The following is a 20,702-nucleotide window of genomic DNA, read 5'->3' on the forward strand; positions in this document are numbered from 1 at the left end:
GGTCGCACCTTGAAATGCGTCAAACGACAAAGGTTTCACATTCCCATGTCAACCACAACAGCGCCGCAGCCGGGCACCAGCAGCGCCCGCGCGAAAACTAAGGATCTTCCCGACGTAGGAAACCCGGCAGCAGATAAAATCTTCTCGGGTATCTCCCTCGGCGCCGGCATCCTCATTCTCGTTGTTCTGGCAGCTGTCGCTATCTTCCTGGTCGCCCAGGCCCTGCCGGTTTTCACCGCAGACCCCGCAGACCTAACCAGCGGCAGCTTCATTCAGTACATCATCCCGCTGACTATCGGTACCCTCATCGCCTCGACCATCGCCCTGCTCCTAGCAACCCCTATCGGCATCGGCGTAGCTCTGTTCATCTCCCACTACGCCCCCCGCAAGCTGGCTAAGGGCATCGGCTACATCATCGACCTGCTGGCCGCTATCCCCTCCGTTATCTTCGGTGCCTGGGGTGCTTCGGTACTAGCCCCCAAGATCGTACCCTTCTACGACTGGCTCGCCACCTACCTGGGCTTCATCCCGATTTTCGAGGGCCCCGCCTCCCAGACCGGTAAGACCATTCTGACCGCGGGAATCGTCCTGGGCATCATGATCCTGCCCATTATCACCTCCATGTGCCGCGAAATCTTCATCCAGACCCCCACCCTGCAGGAAGAAGCAGCACTAGGTCTGGGTGCCACCCGCTGGGAGATGATTCGCATGACCGTCTTCCCCTTCGCCCGCACCGGCATCGTCTCCTCTGTCATGCTGGCCCTAGGCCGCGCCCTCGGTGAAACCATGGCAGTGACCCTGGTGCTGGCGTCCGGCCCGCTGACCGCCTCCATCATCAAGTCCGGTAACCAGACCTTCGCCTCAGAGATTGCCCTCAACTTCCCCGAGGCCTACGGCCTGCGTATGTCAGAGCTGATCGCCGCAGGTCTGGTGCTCTTCGTCATCACCCTCATCGTCAACATCCTGGCCCGCATGATCGTGGCCCGCTACAAGGATTTCTCAGGAGCCAACTAATGTCTGTAGCTACCACCTCATCCCGTTTCGCCAGCCGCCAGGCCCCCAAGTGGCTGCCCCTGGCTGTCGGTGCAGGCTCCCTGATTCTGGGCGCCGCCGCCAGCGCCCTCACCAGCTTCTCTATCGCAACCTTCGCCCTCTTTGCAGGCATCATCTTCGTGATTGTCGGCCCCCTCGCCGTCACCTCCTTCGAAGGCAAGCGCAAGGGCCAGGACGCCTTCGCCCGCTACCTGGTCTACGGCACCTTCCTCATCGCCCTCATCCCCCTGGTCTCGGTGCTCTACACCGTACTCGCCAAGGGTATCCCCGGCCTATCAGGTAACTTCCTGAGCACCTCCATGAAGGGCGTCACCGGCGTACACGACAACGCTGCTGCCGCAGGCGAAGGCCCCGTGCTTGGCGGTATCTACCACGCCATCATCGGTACCCTCGAAATTACCCTACTGGCGACCGTCATCTCGGTCCCCATCGGCCTGCTCACCGCTATCTACCTGGTGGAATACGGCCAGGGTAAGTGGCTCTCCAAGGCCATTACCTTCTTCGTGGACGTCATGACCGGCATCCCCTCCATCGTAGCGGGTCTCTTCGCGGCCTCTTTCTTCGCCCTGGTATCGGGCAACCCCATGAACCGCATGGGCCTGGTTGCTGCGGTCGCCCTGTCCGTCCTCATGATCCCCACCGTGGTGCGTAACGCCGAAGAAATGCTGCGTATCGTGCCCAATGAACTGCGCGAGGCCTCCTACGCCCTGGGCGTCCGTAAATGGCGTACCATCATGAAGGTCGTTATCCCCACCGCTATCTCGGGCATCGCATCGGGCGTGACCCTGGCGATTGCCCGCGTCATCGGTGAAACCGCGCCGATTCTGGTCACCGCAGGTTTCGTCACCTCTATCAACTGGAACGCCTTCAGCGGCTGGATGGCAACCCTGCCCACCTACATCTACTACCAGATCATGACGCCCACCAGCCCCACCGCCGCCTCCGTCTCCGAGACCCGCGCCTGGGCCGCCGCGCTCATCCTAATCATCATCGTGATGGTACTGAACCTCATTGCCCGTACTATCGCCAAGATCTTCGCCCCCAAGACCGGCCGATAAACCGCGATACGCCTACGAGCATCGCCCGGCACCCAAGACTTTTAGAAAAAGGAAAACTCCATGTCAAAGCGTATCGACGTTGAAAACCTGAACGTGTACTACGGCGACTTCCTCGCGGTAGAAGATATCTCCATGGAAATCGAGCCCCGCACAGTCACCGCCTTCATTGGCCCCTCAGGTTGCGGCAAGTCAACCTTCCTGCGCACTCTCAACCGCATGCACGAGGTAATCCCCGGCGCTCGTGTTGAAGGTAAAGTGCTGCTCGACGGCGAAAACCTCTACGATAAGGGCGTTGACCCCGTGGTTGTCCGCTCCCAAATCGGTATGGTCTTCCAGCGCCCCAACCCCTTCCCCACCATGTCCATTCGCGAGAACGTGCTGGCAGGTGTTAAGCTCAACAACCGCAAGATCTCCAAGACCGACGCAGATGAGCTGGTCGAATCCTCCCTGCGCGGTGCTAACCTCTGGAACGAGGTCAAGGACCGCCTCGACAAGCCCGGCTCCGGCCTCTCCGGTGGCCAGCAGCAGCGTCTATGTATCGCCCGTTCCATCGCGGTTAAGCCCGACGTGATTCTCATGGACGAGCCCTGCTCCGCTCTCGACCCCATCTCAACCCTGGCCGTTGAAGACCTCATCAACGAACTCAAGGAAAACTTCACCGTCGTCATCGTGACCCACAATATGCAGCAGGCAGCCCGTGTCTCAGACAAGACCGCCTTTTTCAACATTGCGGGCACCGGCAAACCCGGCAAGCTCATCGAGTACGCCCCCACCCAGGAAATCTTCAACAACCCTAGCCAGAAGGCCACCGAAGACTATGTCTCTGGTCGCTTCGGCTAAGCCTAGCCCCTCGCTCTAGCGGCCCGCCCTTGGGGCGGGCATAACAAAACTTCCCTCACCCGTAGCTGTGCGGATGAGGGAACACCATGGGAATGTGTGTGCCGCCCGGCCCCCTAACTCCTTTCGCTGCTGGAAAGGACGGGGTCGGGCGGCTTTTTAGTGTGGAACCCCGGCTTATCCCGTGGTACGGTTTGCCTGGCAGCGCTTGACTACTCGCCGCGCATCTTGCGGCGCATCCAGCCGCGCAGGGTGGCGTTCTCTTCTGCTTCAATCAGGGAGTCGGCCAGCTCAGCGTTGCGACGCTCTAGCTCATCTGCTCGGGCCTGGGCCCGGTCACGCTGGAGTAGACGCTGGTAGTCCCAGGAGAGGGCCCGGTCGGTCTCTGCGCTGGCACGGGCAGCAGCCAGTGAAATCTCGGCAATATCGTCGCGTACCAGCAGGTTGGTTATGTTCCACTCACCGGTAAAGATGGTGGGGGTGTTACCCAGCTCGCGGACGGCCGGGGCAGCCTGCCCTGCCCCGTGCAGGAGGACGTGGGAGGCGGCGTCCCACCAGCTGGCGGAGAAACCGCGCAGCTGCTTGGCTCGCGCCAGCAAGGTCTCAGAGAGCTCATTGCGGAGTTGGATCACTTCGTGTAGGGCCTCGGCAGGTGCATCAGAGTTAAGCAGAGCCAGAGGGATAGCGTAGTTTTCAGCCCCGTACTGTTCCATCATGCCGCGTACTCGCATATCGGTGAAGGCATCTGGTAGTAGGGCAACAAAGGGAACGCCTGCTGAGAGTGAGAAGACGCCGGGGTGGTAGCGGGTAGATACCGCGATGAAGGCACCGCGGTGAACCTGCACGGCGTCGTCCGCGTGCACCATGGGCAGCTGCACGGGGTGAGAGAACATGTGCGAGGCGATCTCAGCGTGGACCGCTACGTCTCCCTGATCGGTGAGGGGCTCACCCATATGGGGTAGGAAAACGGTGCGTAGGCCGTATTCGCGGTGCATATCGTCAAGCAGCTGACCGATGACCCGGGTCTGCCCCGGGGCGAGACCTGAGAAAGTAGCGCAAATGTAGTGTTCGGGCAGATCAACGACCGGACGGCCCGGTAGGGAGCGCTTCTGATGCTGGTAGAAGGTGGCGTCATCCACAATCAGGTGGGCTTGAATGCCCTGCTGGGTAGCCCAGGTATAGGAGGATTTTTCCCGCATACCCACAAGCTGGGCAGAAGAAAGCATATCGCGCATGGTATCGGCATCGGCCTCTGTAAGTACCGGCCCCACCGACTGGCCAGAAATCACCAGGGGAATCTCATGCTGACGGGCGATGAGTGCATAGGCTGCCCGCTCGTACAGGAGCCAACCGTAGGTTGAGTTCATATTACCGCCACCGGCGATCACGATGCCGTCCATGTCGGCCACTTGGCGCACGAAATCAGCTATTTCAGGGCGGGCATTGTCACCGGCGAGGTAGGCCTTGAGGTTGCCCAAAAAAATTTCGCGCTCTGCAGGGGGCCAGGGGAATTCGAGGGTTTTAATGTAGCCAGTAGCGGAACCAATGTAGGCCTGGGAGTGCTCAACAGAGCGGGTAGCGATATAGACTTCGTAGCCACGGCGGGTCAGCTCAGCGGCGGTTGCGATGCCCATAGCTTCGTCGCCAACGTGGTACACAGACTGCCCTAGGTCTGCGAGCACAAGAATGCGAGGCATGATTAGCGGTTTCCTTTCACAAAGCCTAGGCGCGCTACGGGGGAGCGCCCTGAGTGCCCATGCCTGGTGGGCAGCTTTGAGGTGGTGCGAGTGGTTTCTTATATACAGTCTAGTCTCGCATTGTTTACGGCGGGAGCGCTACAGCAGGGGGGAGAGTGCCAGGAAGAGAACAGCGGCGAGCAGAAAACAGGCTGGCATGGTGATAAACCAGGTGAGAATGATGCGGAGCACGATTTTGTGGCGCACTGCGGCGAAGCGCTGGTTGACTCCTGAGCCGAGTACCGCGGAGGCTGCCATATGGGAGGACGAGACTGGGGTGTTGAGGAAGAACTGCAAGAGCACCATAGCCAGGGCTGTTGAGCTTTGGGCTACTGCCCCGCGGAAGGGGTCAACTTTAACCATTTGGTGGGCGAAGGTGTAGCCGATGCGGGAGCTACCCCGGGCTGTGCCGAAGCCCAGCACCATGGCAAGGAAGAGGGCGGAGATGATGTAGGTGGTGGGGTGAACTTTGAGTCCTGCAGAAAGCAAAAGCACGGCGTAAATAACGACGGCTCGTTGCCCGGTTTGAATGCCGTGGATGAGGGAGATGAGGGAGTTGGCGAGGGACAGCACGCTGCGGGAGAAGCGGTTGACGGTGGAGGGGTAGGAGCGTTGGAGCAGGCCGTAGAAGGGGAAAACCGCTGCCCAGGCGAGCACGAAAAGGACGATGGGGGCCAGGATAAGGGGCACAAAAAGGAAGGTCGCGAGGGGCTCAGAGAAAGGGGTGGAGGTGCCTAGGTCGGTGGCGCGGGCGGCCCAGGCGGCACCGGCAAGGCCCCCGATGAGGGCGTGGGTGGAGGAGGAAGGAATACGGAACCACCAGGTAATAATGCCCCAGATAATAGCTGAGATGAGGGCTGTAAGAATGAGCCCCAGGCCGGTGTTGTTGTGGGGCACGGTTAGCCAGTGGGTGGTGACGGAGCCCAGCATAATACCCGTGATGGCCATGCCGATAGCGTTGAAGAGGGCGCTGGTGCGCAGGGCTATTTTAGGGGTGAGTGCCCTGGTTTTGACGGGTATGGCGGTGGCGTTGGGGGCGTCGTGAAAGCCCGTAACGAAGGTGAAGGCAATCAGGGCTAGGCAGCTGAGGGCAAAGAGAGCGAGGGTCACTAGGATTCCTGCACGATGATGCGGCCGATTTCGGTGGCGACGGTGCGCATGGCTTCGGACGCTTCGATGAGCTTGTGTACGAAGCGGGTGGTCTGCAGGTAGCGGGTCTGCTTGTAGCGGTCCTGGATATCTGCATCGTATTCTTCGGCAATGCGAACGGCCTGCTTGGCGATGCGGAGCATGGTGATCCAGTAGTCGTCCAGATCACGCAGGGTGCTGAGTTTGGGGATGATTTCGGTTGTGAGCACTGCCTGGCGTTGGATAAGGTCGAGCAGGGTCGCTGCCTTGGGCGAGAAACGTACGATGTGGTAGAGGTGCAGAATGTTGGCTGCTGAGGTGAGCTTTTCAACGACGTTGTTGAGTGAAACAGCCAGGGTATAGATATCTTCGCGGGGAATAGGGGTTGAGAAAGAGCTGCGCACCGCGGTCATGGTGGTGTGCAGCATATCGAGGGTTGCGGCCTCGTGGGTGAGAGTGCGTTCCAAAAGTTCCGGGTAGCGGTCTTCGGGGGAGCCCACCATTTCTGAGAGCAGGGCAGCTGCTCCGGTGACCTGTTCTGAGAGCGCGGCAAGGGCGGTCAGTGAGGTGTTTTCTTGGGGGAACATGCGTTGGAGCATGGGCCAGCTCTCCTGGGTGTGGGCGTGTGGGCAGGTGCTGAGTTTATGGTACCGCGCCAAGGTTAACGGGGTGGCGCTCGCCTGAATTGCGGGCGGACGCAAAAGCCGGGCTACCTGCCTCGTGGAAAGGGAAGCGGAGCCCGGCAAGTGCGGTATGAAGTTTAGCGATGTCAGGCTGGGAGCGCCTCTCGGCGGAAGGCCGCTCGAAGCGGCTAAAGATTTGGAGCCCGGGGCTACCTATTAGCAGCCTGACATCTTGGTATCCATCATTCTCCTGTTCGCCAGCGGTGTCAACCCCGGGTGGCGCTCCTGGCTATTTTGCCTGTCGGGGAGGCGCTGTCGCGGCCTTTAGTTGAGGGTTCCTGCCCGCCAATTGAGGGCAGCTTCTTCGAGCTCGCGGGCGGTTCCGGTGAGTTTGCGGGCAGCGGTTCGTAGGCGGACGGCCCGCACAGCGGCCTCATCGCGCACCTCGGCTGAGGGGGCGTGCAGCTCGGCCACTTCATCGGGGTGCCCGCCGCGGGGCGAGACCCGCTGGCCGTGCCTCAGCTCGAGGGCAACGTCGTCCTGCCCCAAAGCCAGCACGCGGCAGAAAGCCGCAAAGCGGTTGAGGGCGACGTCGAAGTCGCCGGTGTAGGCGCCTGCCAGAATAGCGTCGACGGTGGCACAGATTTCGTCGGCGGTAGGCGGCGAGGGCACCCCGGCCAGGGCCTGAGCCAGGTAGCTGGAGTGCATTCCGCGCTCGTAGTAGTGGCTCATGAGCTGGGAATTAGCACGAATGACGCCGCGCAGGGCATAGATACGCCAGAGGGCCCCGGCAACGGTCACTGGGGCTGCCTGCGACCAGAGTTCAGCTACGGCTTCGATACCGAACTCGTCGGTGTAGTGCACCAGGCGCTTGGTGACGGAGGGGTCTTCGTTGGCGCGTCCGCGGGCTAGCAGGGCGCGGGCGGACGCCTGGGCGGCAGCAGCCAGGTCTTCTGGGCTGCTTGCCCCCTGGTAGCGTTCAAACTTTTCGGTGGAGAGGCGGACGGGGCGGTGAAAGCGGGCGTCAGAAGGCATGCCTACCAGTGTAGAACTGCTGAGGAAAGAGGGAAAGGTTATGCGCTGAGAGGTAAAACTGGGGTGCGCATGATGACGCTTGCGTGCAGGAGGGCTGCGATGGTCCCGGCCAGGGTTTGGCCTGCGAGGACGGCAATCTGTAGCTGGGCTGCGAGCAGGGCCGCGGTGAGGCCAACGAAGAGCAGGAGGGCGGCGGCGTAGTGGGTGAGGGGGCTATTCAGTAGGGCGGTCACACAGCTATTAGAGCACGGCAGCGGCGCGGACGCCCGTTGCGGCCGGGTTTTTGGAGCTTTGCGTCACGGGGTGTATAGTGGAAGGCGCTGAGTTTACTCAGTGGATGCGCCTTTAGCTCAGTTGGTAGAGCATCGGACTTTTAATCCGTGGGTCGTGGGTTCGAGCCCCACAGGGCGCACACAACAAGCCCCGCTGGTATAGCCTGCGGGGCTCTTTATTTACCTTGGGTCTAATGGCCTGTTGATTTCTAAAGATCTCCCCTCTCAGGGGTTATCTTTTGTGCAACTATTGCGCCATGCGGGCGAGCATCTAGACCAGTACCAGGCCGGGGCGTTTTAAGATGCCCTAACACCGTTGCATATTCTTGAGCACGCTCAGAATAAGCAGCGATAGTTTGTGCGTGGCCCTCACGAGTTGGCATCTGGATGATTCCCTAACCTCTCATCTACAGATGAATTCTGTCGAATCCACAAGGAAGTATTGTCTGAGATAAGAGATGCTAAAAAATAGATAGAAGCCAATAGACTCTGAACATATGCGAGATCATCCTCGTGGCTTCCCTTGATGACTGGTTCATGGTGGGAAAAACGATTGCGGTTGATATACACAAAGTTGAGATGGCGCTCAAACTCGACTCTGCTAACCTTTCTCGAAAGGCGAGCACCAAACTTTGGCCAGACCGTTGCTTGGTAGTACTTGGAGAACAGGTATCTCCAGAAATCAAAGGGTAGCTCTGCAATGACCCGACCAGCCTCTAGGGGCTTGGTGCCACGTCTCGTAGCGCGTTCTACTGCCTTGTCTACGCTTTTCTTGGCTTGATTACTCAGCGGTAGAGCAGGGTTTTGAAACCAGTATTTGCCGTATCTGTCATCTTGGCGGAGGGCTCTGTCTACTGCATTTCGCAGTAGGATTTCGAGGTGGCCGATGTCAACTAAGAGTTCCTTGGTGATATGAGCATTCCAGTGGTAGACCTGCTCCGGATTCCTATACATCCTGTATCTGTGAAGTCTAGGCTCGGAGAACCACACCTCTAACTCTTCGACTGATACCTTCTTGTTTCCCATGGTTCTTAGCATTATAGTTGAGGATGAAAACCCCGGAACGATCCCTGCTCTTGCAGATCGCCGGGGTTACTGTTTTTCAAGGCAGTCTAAGATTCTTTGAACCCCGCTGAGTTTCTTTAGGTAGGCTGGCCAAGAATTTTTAATCCGTGGGTCGTGGGTTCGAGCCCCACAGGGTGCACAAGAAAACCCCGCTTGGCTTGGTAAAACAGGTCAGGCGGGGTTCTTTTTACTGCAGGTCATGCAGTGAGGCGCCTGGCATACCCCTTAATATTTTCTTTGTAAAGTTTCTCTTTTGGTGGGGTGGGCGTGGTGTCTGTTACATCAATGAAATACCACTTCAAAGGAGAAGGTGAGCATGTCACGCGAATTCAACACCATAGCCGTTCTAAGCACCGGCGTCCTGGGGTCCCAAATCATCATGCAGGCGGCCTGGCACGGCAAGAAGGTCTTTGCCTACGATCCCTTCCCCGAAGCCCTCGATAAGCTCTCCGACCGCTGGGCCTGAATCCGTCAGGGCTACGAACAAGACCTTCCCGACTACACCCCCGAGAAGTTCGACGAAGCCATCGCCCGCATCGTCCCCACCAGTGACCTCAAAGAAGCGGTCAGCAACGCTGATATCGTTATCGAGGCTGTGCCTGAAAACCTCGACCTCAAGCGCGAAACCTGGGCTAAGGTAGGGGAGCTGGCTGACGAGCGCACCCTACTCGCTACCAACACCTCGTCCCTACTGCCCTCTGACTTTGCAGACGCCAGCGGCCACACCGACCGCTTCCTGGCTATCCACTACGCCAACCGCGTCTGGATCCGCAACACCGCAGAGATTATGGGCACCGCCAAGACCGATGAAGAGAACATCAAAGACGCCATCCGCTACGCCGAAGAAACCGGCATGGTTTCCGTCTACGTCCGCGAGGAACAGCCCGGCTACCTGCTGAACTCCCTGGCTGGATGCCGGCGCTAAGCTCTACGTCAATGGCGTAGGCACCCCTGAAGAAATCGATAAGGCCTGGACCATCGCTACCGGTACCGAGGCAGGCCCCTTCGCTGCCTATGACACCGTAGGCTTCAACGTAGCCTCCCACATCGCCTCGGCCAGCGAGGACGCCACCGTGCGCGAGTTCGGTGCCAAACTCAAAGAAGCTCTAGAAGACGGCTTCAGCGGCGTTGCCGACCGCAAGGGCTTCTACCTTTATGACGAGGACGGCAACATCACCGGTGCTAACGACTACTGGACCGAAAACTTCGACCAGTAGCGCTATCTCTCAACGGGGCGCAGACCGGCAGGGTCTTCTGCGCCCCATTCGGCCCAGGAGCCGTCGTAGACGGCCAGTTCGGTATAGCCCGAAACGTAGGCTGCCAGGGCGTCAATGCAGGCAGTCACGCCGGAGCCACACGAGAAGATAAGGGTCTCAGCATCCCCGGCGACGGCGTCAACGGCAGCCTTGACCTCTTCGGGAGCCCGGAAACGCCCCTGCTCATCGAGCAGGGAGGTGAAGGGCAGGTTAACGGAGCCGGGAATATGTCCAGCTCGCAGGCCCGGGCGGGGTTCGGGCGCTGTGCCGGCAAAACGTTCGGCGCTGCGGGCATCGATGACGGCGGCGTCCTCACGTTCAGCAAAGGCTTTGGTGGTCAGGGCGTCAACGAAGAGACCGCGGTCTTCTGCCACGAATGAACCGGGAGTAAAAGGCCCCTCGTTAAGGGGGAGCTGGTTGAAACCGGCTGCCTCCCAGGCAGGCAGGCCCCCGTCGAGCACGGCGACGTTATCGTGCCCCATAGCCACAAACATGAACCAGCCGCGGGCGGCAGAGAACATGCCCTGGCGGTCGTAAACCACGATGGCGGCGTCCTTGCTGATGCCGAGAGCACGAACCTTAGCTTCAAAGTCCTCGGTGCTCAGCATGGTGTGTACGCCCTCGGGGGCGCTGAATTCGCCGTCGATATCAAAGCGGCGGGCACCGGGTATGCCGGTGCTGGCACCGGCGAACTCGCCGACGGAGGCGTCCAGAATGACCAGGTTGGGGGCGGCAATATTGGCTGCCAGCCACTGGGCTCCCACGATGGGGAAGCGCAGGTTAATGGTGGAAGTTTCGGGCATCATCAGCCTTTCACGGGGGATTGTTACCCTCCCATGCTACTGACTCTGCCGCTACCTGCGAAAGGCTGCGCCCCGGCGTCCTCATGCGGGGAGCAGAAGGACGCCGGGGCGCAGTAAGCCGGGTAGCCGAGGCCTGGGGGCCGGGCGGCTTAGAAGATGCCGCTTGCCTTGCGGCCGGTATCGGTCAGGGTGATGTCTCGGGAATCGCGGTTCTGGTCGTTACCGGTTGAGGTATCGCCGGCGATACGGCCGACCTGGGTGACGGTGATGTAGTTGCGCAGGCGGCCCTCTGAGGTGAGGCCGTCACCGAAGTTGAGGTTGGCAACCAGCTGGGTTTTACCGGCCTTGATGGGGTTGGCTAGGGTGACCAGGAAGCTGCGGGTTGAGGTTGCTGCGTTAAAACCCAGGTCGCGGGTGTAGGCGCCGTTGAACCAGCCGGGGGTGATTAGACGGTCAACGCCGGTGGGGCCCGAGGCGGTCTTCACGTCGATGCGGAAGGAGACCACGGGGAAGTCGCCGTAGTAGCGCTCAGTGCCCACGTTTTTGAGGCGCAGGGCGACCAGGCCGGCGTAGCCTTCAGCCTTCCAGGATGAGACGGTGAGGACGGGCTCAAGGTCGTAGGCGGGGGTGGTGGCTCGGGCTGCGGTTGAGGCAAAGGCCAGGGAGGCGGTGCCCAGAGCTAGGGAGGTGAGGGCGGTGCGGCGGGTGATAGCGGTCTGCATGGTTGTACCTTCTCTCAAAGACAGGGCGGTTTAGTAGGAGTCAGCGGGGTTGCTGTAGAGCTTGACGGTGACCTGGTTCTTGATGGGGACGTTGGCGCGCCAGGCGACGGGGTTGGACCAGGTGCCGTTGAGCATGCAGTACTGCTGGGTGCCGGTCATGGCGATGGTGCGGAAGCCGTAGGTAGCTTCGCCTGTGTAGCCTGCGGGTACTTCGTAGGGGCCGATGGTCTGGCCGACGCTCCAGGAGAGGGAGTAGGAGGCGTCGCCGCCTACGGTCTTGGCGATGGAGTAGGCGATGCCGGCGTTGATGCTGCCCTTATCGAGGTTCTGGGTGCCGCCCAGGTTGAAGGAGGCGGTTTCGGTCTTTGACCCGTTGACGCTCATGGTGACGGTCTGGGTCTTGGAGAGGTTCTGGGTGAGGTTGACGGGTGCTGAGGTGCTGTTGGTGGTTGAGATGGTACCGACGGGGGTGAAGTTGTCTGTAACCTTGTAGACCACGGTGCGGTAGTCTTCCCAGGCGTTGCAGACGGGGCGGGCGTTGAGGATGTTGGCCTTGAGGGAGTCGCTCTTGTGGTAGGTCTCCACAATGGGCAGGGTGGCGTTCAGGGCCGGGGTATCGGGGTAGGTGTTGATGATGGTACCGGAGCCTGCGTCGGTAGTGTCGGCGGCGCTGGCGGGTGCGGACGCCATGGAGAAGGCCAGTGCAGCTGCTGAGAGGGTTGCTGCTACTTTAGGTGCGAGCTTCATGGTTTTGCTCCTAGGGTCAGGTGGTGTGTGGGTGGGCCCCTGGGGGGCTTATGGGTCATTCTAGGGGCGGGTTTTGGCGCGCTTATATCGCAGGTTAGGACGCCCTTGCTTGGGGTGGGTGCGGGGTCTTGACTTTGGTGGTGGGCGGGTTTATTTAGTGTTTGAAATATTGCTGGTTTTTCTTTAAAAAGGGGCTGGTTTGTCCCTTAAAGTTGTGACGACTTTAAGGTTGTATAGACTTGACGCTTTCGGGGTAAAATTTTGTGTCCCACCTTACTTTCCCTCTTGTTTACCCTGCGTTTACGGAGTGCTCTCTTGCCCATGTTCGCCATGAGCGAATTAAATCGGGGGCAGGAAGTCCCAATTCCGCCCACTGAGCCGACCACGGGCGTCCGCCTGCCCCTCCACTAGACTTAGAAACAAAACCCCGCAAACCCTCAAGGAAGCCATGCCCATCAGCAACGCAGAGACCGTGACCATCCTGACCACCGGCGGAACCTTCGACAAGGTCTACTCCGTCGCCGGTGAACTCGAAATCGGCGAACCCTCAGTACCCGAGCTGCTCAGTTACGTGCTCACCGACACCGCTTTTGAGGTGCAAAGCGTGCTCAAGCTCGACAGCCTCGACATGGTTGATGCCGACCGCGCCGTGCTGACCGAGGCCCTCAATGCCGTGCAGAACGACCGCATCATTATCACCCACGGCACCGACACCATGCCCGAAACCGCCCGCTACCTCGAAGCCAACGCCACCCTCGGCAACAAGGTAGTTGTGCTCACCGGTGCTATGCAGCCGGCATCTATGCGGAAGTCCGATGCCAGCTTCAACCTGGGCGCAGCCGTCGCCGCCCTCAACCTGCTCGAACCCGGCGTCTACATTTCAATGAGCGGCCGCATCTTCCCCGCCTTCTCCGTGAAAAAGGACCGGGCCCGCGGCATCTTCGAAATCGCGTAAACCCTGGTGAGTTGGGCGAACGGTCGGTAGGCTTAAAACAAACCGACCGTCCACTGACCAGGAGGACCCCGTGAGCCAGTACCCCGGCAACGACAACACCACCGGTAACTACCAGCCCCAGCAGCCCCCTGCCTACCCCAATCAGGCCCAGCCCCCGGCCTATTCGGCAACCCAGCCCGGCTACTACACTGAGCAGGGCGCCTACGCTGGCTATGCCCAGGCCTACGGCCAGGGCCTCCCCGCCCACATGGATGCCCCTGAGCGCCCGCAGGCCCTCAAAACCGCCAGCCTTATCATGTACGTGATGATCGGCCTGGGCGTTCTGGGGTCTATTCTGGGCACTATCTTCTACCAGGAGATTCAGCAGGCAACGAGCAACAGCATCCTTTCCCTCTTCAGCGGGATGATGACCGAAGAAGACTTCGCTGCGGCGGAGGCTGAGCTATCTGCGAGCGCAGATACCGGTTTCGTCACCGCCGGTCTCATTATGGGGTTGGTCTTTGGTCTTATCTGGTCTGCCCTGCTCGTTTTCTTCACCATCATGATGAACAAGGGCCACAACTGGGCCCGTATCGTTCTGACCGTCGTGGCGAGCATCCAGATTCTCAACCTGCTCATGGGTGCGCTGACCCTGCTTCTGGTCTTCCACTGGACCATGCTGGTAGGTCTGCTTGCTGGCGTGCTAGCTATCGTCTTTTTGGTCTTCGTCTGGAGGAGTCCCGTTTCAACCTACATGCGTCAGATTAAGGCCTACCAGCAGTGGAAGCTGCAGCAGGCCTACGTGGGCGCTGACCGGGGCCAGCGATAGTGCTCCTGCCCCAACAGCAGTCAGACCCGGCCGCGGGCGGCGTCCTTTCGCCCGGGAGCCTGCGGGCTGAGGCTGCCGAGCTCCTCGCCCGCCTGACTGGCAACCCCGCCGCCGCCTTCCATCCCGGCCAGTTCGAGGCTATTGAGGCCCTGGTGCAGCAGCGCCGCCGGGCCCTGGTAATCCAGCGAACTGGCTGGGGTAAGTCGGCGGTCTACTTCCTCTCCGCCCTGCTCCTGCGCAGGCGGGGGAGTGGCCCTGCCCTCATCGTCTCGCCCCTGCTGGCCCTCATGCGCGACCAGGTAGAGGCCGCTGCCCGCGCCGGGGTGCGGGCAGCTATGGTCAACTCGTCGAACGTGACCGAGTGGGACGCCGTGCGCGCCCAACTGGCTGCCGGTGAACTCGACGTTCTACTGGTGGGCCCTGAGCGCCTCAACAACCCGGCCTTCCGGTCCGAGTGGCTACCTGAGCTGGTACGTACCTGCGGCCTGCTGGTCATTGACGAGGCCCACTGCATCTCTGACTGGGGCCACGACTTCCGCCCCGACTACCGCCGCATCCGCGACCTGATTGCGGCCCTGCCCACCGGCGTCCCCGTGCTGGCAACCACCGCCACCGCCAACGAGCGGGTGGTGCAGGACGTCGCCGAGCAGCTTGGCGCGCGTGAGCAGGGAAGTGCCGATGATGTTTTTATCCTGCGCGGGCCGCTGTCTCGCGACTCGCTGCGCCTGGGCGTCCTTACCCTGCCTACCGCCAGTGACCGCCTGGGCTGGCTAGCTACCCACCTTGGCAGCCTGCCGGGCTCTGGCATTATCTATACCCTGACCGTTTCAGCGGCCGAAGATACCGCTATCACCCTGCGGGCAGCGGGCTACGATGTGTTGGCCTACAGCGGTAAAACTGACCCCGATGAACGTCGCGAAGCAGAAAACGCCCTCAAAGAAAACCGGGTCAAAGCCCTGGTCGCTACCAGCGCCCTGGGGATGGGCTTTGACAAGCCTGACCTGGGGTTTGTGGTGCACCTGGGTGCTCCCTCCAGCGCTGTCGCCTACTACCAGCAGGTGGGCCGAGCCGGGCGCGGTGCGATCAAGGCCGATGTGCTCCTACTGCCCGGCAGTGAAGATAGGGAAATCTGGGACTACTTTGCCACCGCCTCCATGCCCACCGAGGAAAACACCGGAGCTGTACTGGCAGCCCTGGCTGAGGCAACCGCCGCAGGGCAAGAACTCACCGTACCCGCGCTTGAAACCCGGGTAGATGTGAAGCGATCTTCGCTGGATTTGCTTCTCAAAGTCCTGGCTGTAGAAGGTGCCGTGGAACGCGGCTCCCGCGGCTGGGTTGCCACCGGTAACCCTTGGTACTATGACGCCCCGCGCTACGCCCGGGTACGCCAGGCCCGCCAGCGCGAACAGGACGCCATGCTGGCCTACCAGCACACCGACACTTGCCGCATGGTCTTCCTCGCCAGCGAACTAGACGACACCACAGCCCGCCCCTGTAGCATCTGCGACGTGTGCGCCGGCCCCTGGTACCCCACCGGCTTCAACCCGGCCCTAACCGAGCAGGCCGGCTCAGCCCTCGCCCGTGTGGGTTTACCCATTGAGCCGCGCGGCATGTGGCCCACGGGCCTCGACCGATTGGTACCTCACGCCGTGCACGAGGGCACCGGCAAACCCCTGCGTGGCAAGATCGCTGAGGCTGAATGCGCCAGTGAGGGCCGGGCCCTCGGCCGCCTGACCGACCTAGGCTGGGGCAACCGCCTGCGCGAAATTTTCGCCCCCGGCTCTGATGGGCAGGCTGTAGACGGCCCCGTCCCCGCCGACTTGGGCCGAGCCAGCCTGCAGGTGCTGGCTGAATGGGGCTGGGAGGAGCGCCCGGCCGCCGTTATTGGGCTGCCCTCACCGGTGCGTCCGCAGTTGGCGTCCTCACTGGCTCGCGGTATCGCCGCAGCCGGACGCCTGGCCGACCTTGGTGATTTTGAATTGGCGGACGCCCCCGCCCACTTCGGCGGTAACAGCGTCTTCCGCTGTGCCGGGGTGCTAAACGCCTACCGTCTGCCCCCGGCGGCGGCAGACTACCTGGCGACCAACCCGGGCCCGGTTCTCGTTGTCACCGATAGGATTGACTCTCGTTGGTCAACCACCGTCACCGCCCGTACCCTGCGAGTAGCCGGTGCGACCGCCGTCCTGCCCTACGCCCTGGCCATCACCCACTAAGCACGCGCCGAAGGAACCATGCCCCGATCCGCCCTGCCCACGCGTCCGCGCAACCCTCAGCACGAAGCCCTCATGCGCCAGGCCATCGACCAGGCAAAGCTGGCCCTAGCCAGCGACGATGTGCCCATTGGTGCGGTGGTTGTGGACGCCGCCGGGCAGGTCATCGGGCGCGGCTACAACCGGCGCGAGGCCGATGCCGACCCCACCGCCCATGCCGAGGTTATCGCGATTCGGCAGGCCGCCGAACACCTGGGGAGCTGGCGGCTAGAGGGCTGTACCCTGGTGGTCACCCTCGAACCCTGCCTCATGTGCGCCGGGGCTACCCTGCTGGCCCGCCTGCCCACCGTTGTGATGGGGGCCTGGGAAGAAAAAACAGGGGCTGCTGGGAGCGTCTATGACGTGCTGCGCGACCGCAAAGTCAACCACTGGGTAGAGGTCTACCCTGGGGTGCTTGCGAGCGAGTGCGCCGAGCTCCTGACTACTTTCTTTAGAAAACATCGCTCCTAGACCAAATTGCCCCTCAAACGCGCGGCAGAAAACTGCCTGCCCCACCCCGTCATCATGTATCTTTGAAAAAGAAACATCATTTTTTCAAATACCGTAAGGGGGAGGGTATGGCCGCGCAGCAGGCAGAAACGGTCGTCTACGCACACCAAACACCGGTGGTAGAGGCGAGCACACGCCGCCCCGGACGCACCAATAAGACCCAGCTCAAGCTCTTTGAAGCAGCCATGGACATCATGAGCGAGGGTGGCCCCACCGCCACTACCGTGGAAGACATCGCGGAGAGGGCCGGGGTCTCAAAGGGCACGGTCTACTACAATTTCGGGTCAAAGAAGACCATGATTGACCAGCTCCTGCAGTACGGTGCCAAGCTGCTGCTGGCTGAGATGACCACGGTTGCCAGCAACCACGACGACCCCCGAGAAGCCCTGCGCAGTGCCCTACACGCCGCCATTATCTACCTGAGCGAGCACCCCGGCTTCGCGCGGCTCTGGGTTTCAGAACTCTGGCGCGCCGGTGCCGACTGGTCGCCCACCACCGATTTGATTCGCGCCGATATTATGCGCTTTATCCGTGAGCTCATTAGCCGCCTGGCTACCCGCTACACTGTGCGCACAGACCGCTCGATCGAGGGGGTTTCCCTCATTATCTTTGGTGCGGTCTTCATGCTCTCTATGGACGAAACCCGCCACGGAGCTGAGCGTACCCCCGACGAGGGGGCCGAGCTGGCTATGCTCACTATCGACGGCTACATTCAGGGCTAGAGCCCTGCCTACTGTCCCCACTGAGTTGAGTGACCAGGGTATCTAGGGTAAAATTTCCAGAGTTTGGTGACGTGTCCGAGCGGCCGAAGGTGCAACACTCGAAATGTTGTGTACGGTAACCCCGTACCGAGGGTTCAAATCCCTCCGTCACCGCCACAGGTAAAAACCCGTTTCCCCTAGTGAGAGCTAGAGGGGGCGGGTTTTTTCGTGCCCAAAAAGGCCCCGCCACATAAATTTGACATAAATCTGACATAAACATGTCAAGCGGTGATACCCCTGTGATACTCATTTGCCCTCCAACTCTTTCCGGGCTGACGGCCAGTGGTAGCTTTTAACTATGCGTATTAAAGTTCTGGACCACCCCCTGGTTGACCACAAAATTACCGTTCTTCGCGATAAGGACACACCCTCCCCGATTTTTCGCCAGCTTGTTGACGAGCTGGTCACCCTTCTGGCTTACGAGGCTACCCGCGAGATTCGCGTTGAGCCGCGCGAGGTCGAAACCCCGGTTGCTACCACTGTTGGCTCCCACATCGCCAATCCCCGTCCCCTGATTGTGCCGATTCTGCGTGCCGGCCTGGGCATGCTGGAGGGCATGACTCGCCTGATTCCTACCGCTGAGGTGGGCTTCCTGGGTATGGCCCGCAATGAGGAAACCCTGGATATCGTCACCTACGCCGAGCGTCTCCCTGAGGATCTCACCGGACGTCAGGTTTACGTGCTTGACCCCATGCTGGCAACCGGTGGCACCCTGATTGAGTCCATCAAGTTCCTGCGCGCTCGCGGTGCTGAGCATATCACCTGCGTGTGCGTGCTGGGTGCCCCTGAGGGTATTGAGGCCCTTGAGAAGGGCGTTGACGGCCTTGAGAACGTCGACCTCTTCCTGGCTGCCCAGGACGAGCGCCTCAATGAGAAGGCCTACATTGTGCCCGGTCTGGGCGACGCAGGTGACCGCCTATACGGGGTCGCTGAGTAGGGATTTTAGCTCACTGCCTTAGCCTAGGGGCAGCTCGCCAGACGGCGGGCTGCCCCTGTTTTTGTAGGGGCGGACGCCCGTTGTCGACCCGGTGCGTGATGGCAAATATATTGCATGGTGAGATTTGCCCATAAAAAGGTATTGACATTTGAGTTTCAGGTGTTCTAGTTGTCTGGTTTTTTCGGCAGGTAAAAATATACAGAAAACAGGGAGCACCAAGGCTTTATTTAGAACCTAGGGTGTAAAAGTATGCCGTGGAGTGTAAGGATTTTCATGTTTGCTGACCCTCACTTGGGGGCTAGACTCAGATAAGTTGAAAAAATACGCGAATATTACTTGCTTTAAATACAAATTCTGACAACGATTAAAAGTAGACAGCAGGCCCGCCCACACACGGGGTTTGCTTTCTAACGGAACCACACACTAATACTCAACTCGTACAGGGAGAAGGTAGGCAAAATGTCAGGTGCACCGGGGTATGTTCACATCTCGCAGCGCAACCGTTCTGCCGCTCAGCGCCAGCAGAGCGCAGCCGGCCATAGTCGTGGTGCTGCAAAGCAGCAGCCCGCTAATCTTCGCCCTATGACCTACAAGCCTGAGCCTCCGCGCGCAGCTGCGCAGGAGAACGAAGCTCGCGGCTTCGTCATTTATGTTGGCCTCAGCGAAGAAGCTGCTGCTAACCACGGAACCTCTTTGGTGCGAATCGTCCAAGATACCCGCGCCTACGTGCAGAATCAGGTGCCTGGTGCAGAGTCCTACGCCGCTGTGGCGCTGGCCCCTGCCGATGCGCAGGGTAGCGACCTTGAGGTCGTCCGCAATGCTCTGGGAGACCCCACCGCCGTGCACTACCAGCCTGGGGCAGTGCCGGCGTCCGCCCATCACGGTGGCGAGGACGCCAAGCCCACCCACTCAGTGGGCGTGCTGATTGATCTTTCCCGCCGCGAGGTTTACCTGGACGGCGAACTGCTCAACCTCACCTACAAGGAGTTTGAGCTCCTCAACTACCTGGTTGAAAATGGCCAGCGCACCGTTGCCCGCGAAGAGCTGCTCACCAGCCTGTGGCGTGACGCTGAAGAAGTCCCCAATGAGCGCACCATTGACGTGCACATTCGTCGTCTGCGCTCCAAGCTGGGCCGCCTATCGAATACCGTGCGTACCGTGCGCGGCCAGGGCTATCGTTTCTACGAGCACCCCGAGGTTGTTGTCTGGGCAGCACCGGAATACTCCATCTAGGCTTATACCCACCGTGCGAAGAGCGCCGCACTTAGCTATACAGGCTGGGTGCGGCGCTCTTTATATGTGCGGACGCCCCGCCTCGGCTACCTGCTACCGGGGGAGCGGGCGGTAGTAGAGTAGAGGTCATGACTGTTCCCTCTCTGAAAACTTCTCTTGTTGGCTCTGGCCCCATCAAAACTGTCTTTTTGCACGGTCTGCTGGGGCGGGGTAAGAACTTCACCCGTATTGCGAAGGGGCTGGGGGAGGGGGTGCAAACCCTGCTCGTTGACCTACCTAACCACGGGGCGAGCTACTGGACAGAGAGCTTCGACTATCGGCAGATGGCAGACCTGGCAGCTGAGGCAGTGGAAGACTATAGTGCCGGTGAGCCCGTCATGCTCATGGGGCACTCTATGGGCGGCAAAATCGCTATGCTGCTGGCCCTGCGCCACCCCCACCTGGTGAGCAAGCTGGTGGTTATTGATATTGCCCCGGGGGAGTCCAAGGGGAGCTTTGAAATTCTGATGGGCTCCATGCTGAACCTGCCCATCGAAACCTACACCACCCGTTCCCAGGCCGATGCGGACCTTGCCGTCAATGTGCCTGCGGCGGGCACTCGCGCCTTCCTGCTGCAGAATCTGACCATGTCAAAGACCGGTAACTCCTGGGAACCCAACCTGCAGATGCTCCGTCGCCATCTGCCTGAGATTATGGGCTGGCCGGGGGCTGACGGAGTTTTTGAGAAGCCGGTGCTGTGGGTTGCAGGCGGGGACTCCCCCTATATCACAGATGCTGACCTTGAGCCCATGAAGAAGCTTTTCCCCCTAGTACGCCGTGTGGTGATCAAGGGGGCCGGGCACTGGGTGCACTCTGAGAAGCCCGAAGAGACCGTCTACCTGCTCAAGCGCTTTATCGGCCTCGACGGCTAGGAT

Annotated in this window: 23 protein-coding genes and 2 tRNA genes; 16 read left to right on the forward strand and 9 right to left on the reverse strand. The window is 60.5% G+C overall.

Annotation, left to right across the window (positions count from 1 at the left end):
- Positions 1-45 precede the first annotated feature (45 nt).
- From pstC to pstB, 3 genes are read left to right on the forward strand one after another with little or no spacing between them, the layout of a single operon-like run.
- Positions 46-1,014 (forward strand): phosphate ABC transporter permease subunit PstC, encoded by a 969-nt coding sequence (pstC, locus tag QM007_RS01370; RefSeq protein WP_283490226.1) that lies wholly within the window; start codon positions 46-48, stop codon positions 1,012-1,014.
- Positions 1,014-2,111 (forward strand): phosphate ABC transporter permease PstA, encoded by a 1,098-nt coding sequence (pstA, locus tag QM007_RS01375; RefSeq protein ID WP_283490227.1) that lies wholly within the window; start codon positions 1,014-1,016, stop codon positions 2,109-2,111. Before pstC ends, pstA begins: the two co-directional genes overlap by 1 nt.
- Positions 2,112-2,171: 60 nt before the next feature.
- Positions 2,172-2,951 carry a phosphate ABC transporter ATP-binding protein PstB gene (pstB, locus tag QM007_RS01380; RefSeq protein WP_283490228.1) on the forward strand — a complete coding sequence of 260 codons (780 nt, stop codon included), beginning with the start codon at positions 2,172-2,174 and terminating at the stop codon, positions 2,949-2,951.
- A 209-nt stretch (positions 2,952-3,160) separates the two neighbouring features.
- Here pstB and QM007_RS01385 read toward each other — a convergent pair whose 3' ends face one another.
- The 5 genes from QM007_RS01385 to QM007_RS01405 all read right to left on the reverse strand — a co-directional run bounded on the left by QM007_RS01385 (position 3,161) and on the right by QM007_RS01405 (position 7,703).
- The gene (locus QM007_RS01385; protein WP_283490229.1) at positions 3,161-4,645 is read right to left on the reverse strand and encodes a polysaccharide pyruvyl transferase family protein; all 1,485 of its coding nucleotides are present in this window, start codon (positions 4,643-4,645) and stop codon (positions 3,161-3,163) included.
- Between the two features lie 138 nt (positions 4,646-4,783).
- Positions 4,784-5,794: an inorganic phosphate transporter gene (locus tag QM007_RS01390; protein WP_283490230.1), complete on the reverse strand. Its 1,011-nt coding sequence runs from the start codon at positions 5,792-5,794 to the stop codon at positions 4,784-4,786.
- Entirely contained in the window at positions 5,794-6,411 is a 618-nt protein-coding gene (locus QM007_RS01395; RefSeq protein ID WP_283490231.1) for a DUF47 domain-containing protein, read from the reverse strand. Before QM007_RS01395 ends, QM007_RS01390 begins: the two co-directional genes overlap by 1 nt.
- 348 nt (positions 6,412-6,759) lie before the next feature.
- Positions 6,760-7,470 carry a histone acetyltransferase gene (locus tag QM007_RS01400; protein WP_283490232.1) on the reverse strand — a complete coding sequence of 237 codons (711 nt, stop codon included), beginning with the start codon at positions 7,468-7,470 and terminating at the stop codon, positions 6,760-6,762.
- A gap of 38 nt (positions 7,471-7,508) precedes the next feature.
- The gene (locus tag QM007_RS01405) at positions 7,509-7,703 is read right to left on the reverse strand and encodes a hypothetical protein (RefSeq protein ID WP_283490233.1); all 195 of its coding nucleotides are present in this window, start codon (positions 7,701-7,703) and stop codon (positions 7,509-7,511) included.
- A gap of 106 nt (positions 7,704-7,809) precedes the next feature.
- Between QM007_RS01405 and QM007_RS01410 the strand changes: the two genes are divergently transcribed.
- A tRNA-Lys gene (locus QM007_RS01410) sits at positions 7,810-7,882 on the forward strand.
- Between the two features lie 229 nt (positions 7,883-8,111).
- Here QM007_RS01410 and QM007_RS01415 read toward each other — a convergent pair.
- On the reverse strand, positions 8,112-8,768 hold the full coding sequence (locus tag QM007_RS01415) for a hypothetical protein (RefSeq protein ID WP_283490234.1): 657 nt from the start codon (positions 8,766-8,768) through the stop codon (positions 8,112-8,114).
- 355 nt (positions 8,769-9,123) lie between these two features.
- Between QM007_RS01415 and QM007_RS01420 the strand changes: the two genes are divergently transcribed.
- The 3 genes from QM007_RS01420 (at position 9,124) to QM007_RS01430 (ending at position 10,024) form a co-directional block, all read left to right on the forward strand.
- The gene (locus QM007_RS01420) at positions 9,124-9,273 is read left to right on the forward strand and encodes a hypothetical protein (RefSeq protein ID WP_283490235.1); all 150 of its coding nucleotides are present in this window, start codon (positions 9,124-9,126) and stop codon (positions 9,271-9,273) included.
- 69 nt (positions 9,274-9,342) lie between these two features.
- Positions 9,343-9,732 carry a 3-hydroxyacyl-CoA dehydrogenase NAD-binding domain-containing protein gene (locus tag QM007_RS01425; RefSeq protein WP_283490973.1) on the forward strand — a complete coding sequence of 130 codons (390 nt, stop codon included), beginning with the start codon at positions 9,343-9,345 and terminating at the stop codon, positions 9,730-9,732.
- Between the two features lie 34 nt (positions 9,733-9,766).
- Positions 9,767-10,024 (forward strand): 3-hydroxyacyl-CoA dehydrogenase family protein, encoded by a 258-nt coding sequence (locus QM007_RS01430; protein ID WP_283490974.1) that lies wholly within the window; start codon positions 9,767-9,769, stop codon positions 10,022-10,024.
- A gap of 2 nt (positions 10,025-10,026) precedes the next feature.
- On the opposite strand, the gene QM007_RS01435 is transcribed toward QM007_RS01430, so the two are convergent.
- The 3 genes from QM007_RS01435 to QM007_RS01445 all read right to left on the reverse strand — a co-directional run bounded on the left by QM007_RS01435 (position 10,027) and on the right by QM007_RS01445 (position 12,335).
- Positions 10,027-10,869 carry a sulfurtransferase gene (locus QM007_RS01435; RefSeq protein WP_283490236.1) on the reverse strand — a complete coding sequence of 281 codons (843 nt, stop codon included), beginning with the start codon at positions 10,867-10,869 and terminating at the stop codon, positions 10,027-10,029.
- 146 nt (positions 10,870-11,015) lie between these two features.
- Entirely contained in the window at positions 11,016-11,588 is a 573-nt protein-coding gene (locus QM007_RS01440; RefSeq protein WP_283490237.1) for a hypothetical protein, read from the reverse strand.
- A gap of 30 nt (positions 11,589-11,618) precedes the next feature.
- Positions 11,619-12,335: a hypothetical protein gene (locus QM007_RS01445; protein WP_283490238.1), complete on the reverse strand. Its 717-nt coding sequence runs from the start codon at positions 12,333-12,335 to the stop codon at positions 11,619-11,621.
- A 448-nt stretch (positions 12,336-12,783) separates the two neighbouring features.
- Here QM007_RS01445 and QM007_RS01450 point away from each other — a divergent pair, with 448 nt between their 5' ends.
- The 9 genes from QM007_RS01450 (at position 12,784) to QM007_RS01490 (ending at position 20,699) form a co-directional block, all read left to right on the forward strand.
- The gene (locus tag QM007_RS01450; RefSeq protein ID WP_283490239.1) at positions 12,784-13,290 is read left to right on the forward strand and encodes an asparaginase domain-containing protein; all 507 of its coding nucleotides are present in this window, start codon (positions 12,784-12,786) and stop codon (positions 13,288-13,290) included.
- Positions 13,291-13,360: 70 nt separating this feature from the next.
- Complete coding sequence (locus QM007_RS01455) at positions 13,361-14,098, forward strand: hypothetical protein (RefSeq protein ID WP_283490240.1); 738 nt, start codon at positions 13,361-13,363, stop codon at positions 14,096-14,098.
- On the forward strand, positions 14,098-16,311 hold the full coding sequence (locus tag QM007_RS01460) for a RecQ family ATP-dependent DNA helicase (RefSeq protein WP_283490241.1): 2,214 nt from the start codon (positions 14,098-14,100) through the stop codon (positions 16,309-16,311). The genes QM007_RS01455 and QM007_RS01460 overlap by 1 nt, the downstream gene beginning before the upstream one ends.
- 18 nt (positions 16,312-16,329) lie before the next feature.
- The gene (gene tadA / locus QM007_RS01465) at positions 16,330-16,818 is read left to right on the forward strand and encodes a tRNA adenosine(34) deaminase TadA (RefSeq protein WP_283490242.1); all 489 of its coding nucleotides are present in this window, start codon (positions 16,330-16,332) and stop codon (positions 16,816-16,818) included.
- 107 nt (positions 16,819-16,925) lie between these two features.
- Positions 16,926-17,579, forward strand: a complete 654-nt coding sequence (locus tag QM007_RS01470; RefSeq protein WP_283490243.1) for a TetR/AcrR family transcriptional regulator — start codon at positions 16,926-16,928, stop codon at positions 17,577-17,579.
- A gap of 65 nt (positions 17,580-17,644) precedes the next feature.
- Positions 17,645-17,735: transfer RNA gene (locus QM007_RS01475), tRNA-Ser, on the forward strand.
- A 181-nt stretch (positions 17,736-17,916) separates the two neighbouring features.
- Positions 17,917-18,555, forward strand: coding sequence for a uracil phosphoribosyltransferase (gene upp, locus QM007_RS01480; RefSeq protein ID WP_283490244.1), 639 nt, complete (start codon positions 17,917-17,919; stop codon positions 18,553-18,555).
- 459 nt (positions 18,556-19,014) lie between these two features.
- A complete protein-coding gene (locus QM007_RS01485; RefSeq protein WP_283490245.1) occupies positions 19,015-19,788 on the forward strand; it encodes a winged helix-turn-helix domain-containing protein in 774 nt (257 codons plus the stop codon).
- 128 nt (positions 19,789-19,916) lie between these two features.
- The gene (locus QM007_RS01490) at positions 19,917-20,699 is read left to right on the forward strand and encodes an alpha/beta fold hydrolase (RefSeq protein ID WP_283490246.1); all 783 of its coding nucleotides are present in this window, start codon (positions 19,917-19,919) and stop codon (positions 20,697-20,699) included.
- Positions 20,700-20,702: the final 3 nt, after the last annotated feature.

This window comes from Rothia sp. SD9660Na (assembly GCF_030064065.1).
Lineage (GTDB): Bacteria > Actinomycetota > Actinomycetes > Actinomycetales > Micrococcaceae > Rothia.

Excerpts from the sequence above, each read along its gene's own strand:
- QM007_RS01395 (WP_283490231.1), bottom strand. The coding sequence starts at position 6,411 with ATGCTCCAACGCATGTTCCCCCAAGAAAACACCTCACTGACCGCCCTT.
- QM007_RS01485 (WP_283490245.1), top strand. The coding sequence starts at position 19,015 with ATGTCAGGTGCACCGGGGTATGTTCACATCTCGCAGCGCAACCGTTCT.
- pstB (WP_283490228.1), top strand. The coding sequence starts at position 2,172 with ATGTCAAAGCGTATCGACGTTGAAAACCTGAACGTGTACTACGGCGAC.
- QM007_RS01435 (WP_283490236.1), bottom strand. The coding sequence starts at position 10,869 with ATGATGCCCGAAACTTCCACCATTAACCTGCGCTTCCCCATCGTGGGA.
- pstC (WP_283490226.1), top strand. The coding sequence starts at position 46 with ATGTCAACCACAACAGCGCCGCAGCCGGGCACCAGCAGCGCCCGCGCG.
- QM007_RS01415 (WP_283490234.1), bottom strand. The coding sequence starts at position 8,768 with ATGGGAAACAAGAAGGTATCAGTCGAAGAGTTAGAGGTGTGGTTCTCC.
- QM007_RS01420 (WP_283490235.1), top strand. The coding sequence starts at position 9,124 with ATGTCACGCGAATTCAACACCATAGCCGTTCTAAGCACCGGCGTCCTG.
- QM007_RS01440 (WP_283490237.1), bottom strand. The coding sequence starts at position 11,588 with ATGCAGACCGCTATCACCCGCCGCACCGCCCTCACCTCCCTAGCTCTG.
- pstA (WP_283490227.1), top strand. The coding sequence starts at position 1,014 with ATGTCTGTAGCTACCACCTCATCCCGTTTCGCCAGCCGCCAGGCCCCC.
- QM007_RS01445 (WP_283490238.1), bottom strand. The coding sequence starts at position 12,335 with ATGAAGCTCGCACCTAAAGTAGCAGCAACCCTCTCAGCAGCTGCACTG.
- upp (WP_283490244.1), top strand. The coding sequence starts at position 17,917 with ATGCGTATTAAAGTTCTGGACCACCCCCTGGTTGACCACAAAATTACC.
- QM007_RS01400 (WP_283490232.1), bottom strand. The coding sequence starts at position 7,470 with ATGCCTTCTGACGCCCGCTTTCACCGCCCCGTCCGCCTCTCCACCGAA.
- tadA (WP_283490242.1), top strand. The coding sequence starts at position 16,330 with ATGCCCCGATCCGCCCTGCCCACGCGTCCGCGCAACCCTCAGCACGAA.
- QM007_RS01490 (WP_283490246.1), top strand. The coding sequence starts at position 19,917 with ATGACTGTTCCCTCTCTGAAAACTTCTCTTGTTGGCTCTGGCCCCATC.
- QM007_RS01385 (WP_283490229.1), bottom strand. The coding sequence starts at position 4,645 with ATGCCTCGCATTCTTGTGCTCGCAGACCTAGGGCAGTCTGTGTACCAC.
- QM007_RS01450 (WP_283490239.1), top strand. The coding sequence starts at position 12,784 with ATGCCCATCAGCAACGCAGAGACCGTGACCATCCTGACCACCGGCGGA.
- QM007_RS01470 (WP_283490243.1), top strand. The coding sequence starts at position 16,926 with ATGGCCGCGCAGCAGGCAGAAACGGTCGTCTACGCACACCAAACACCG.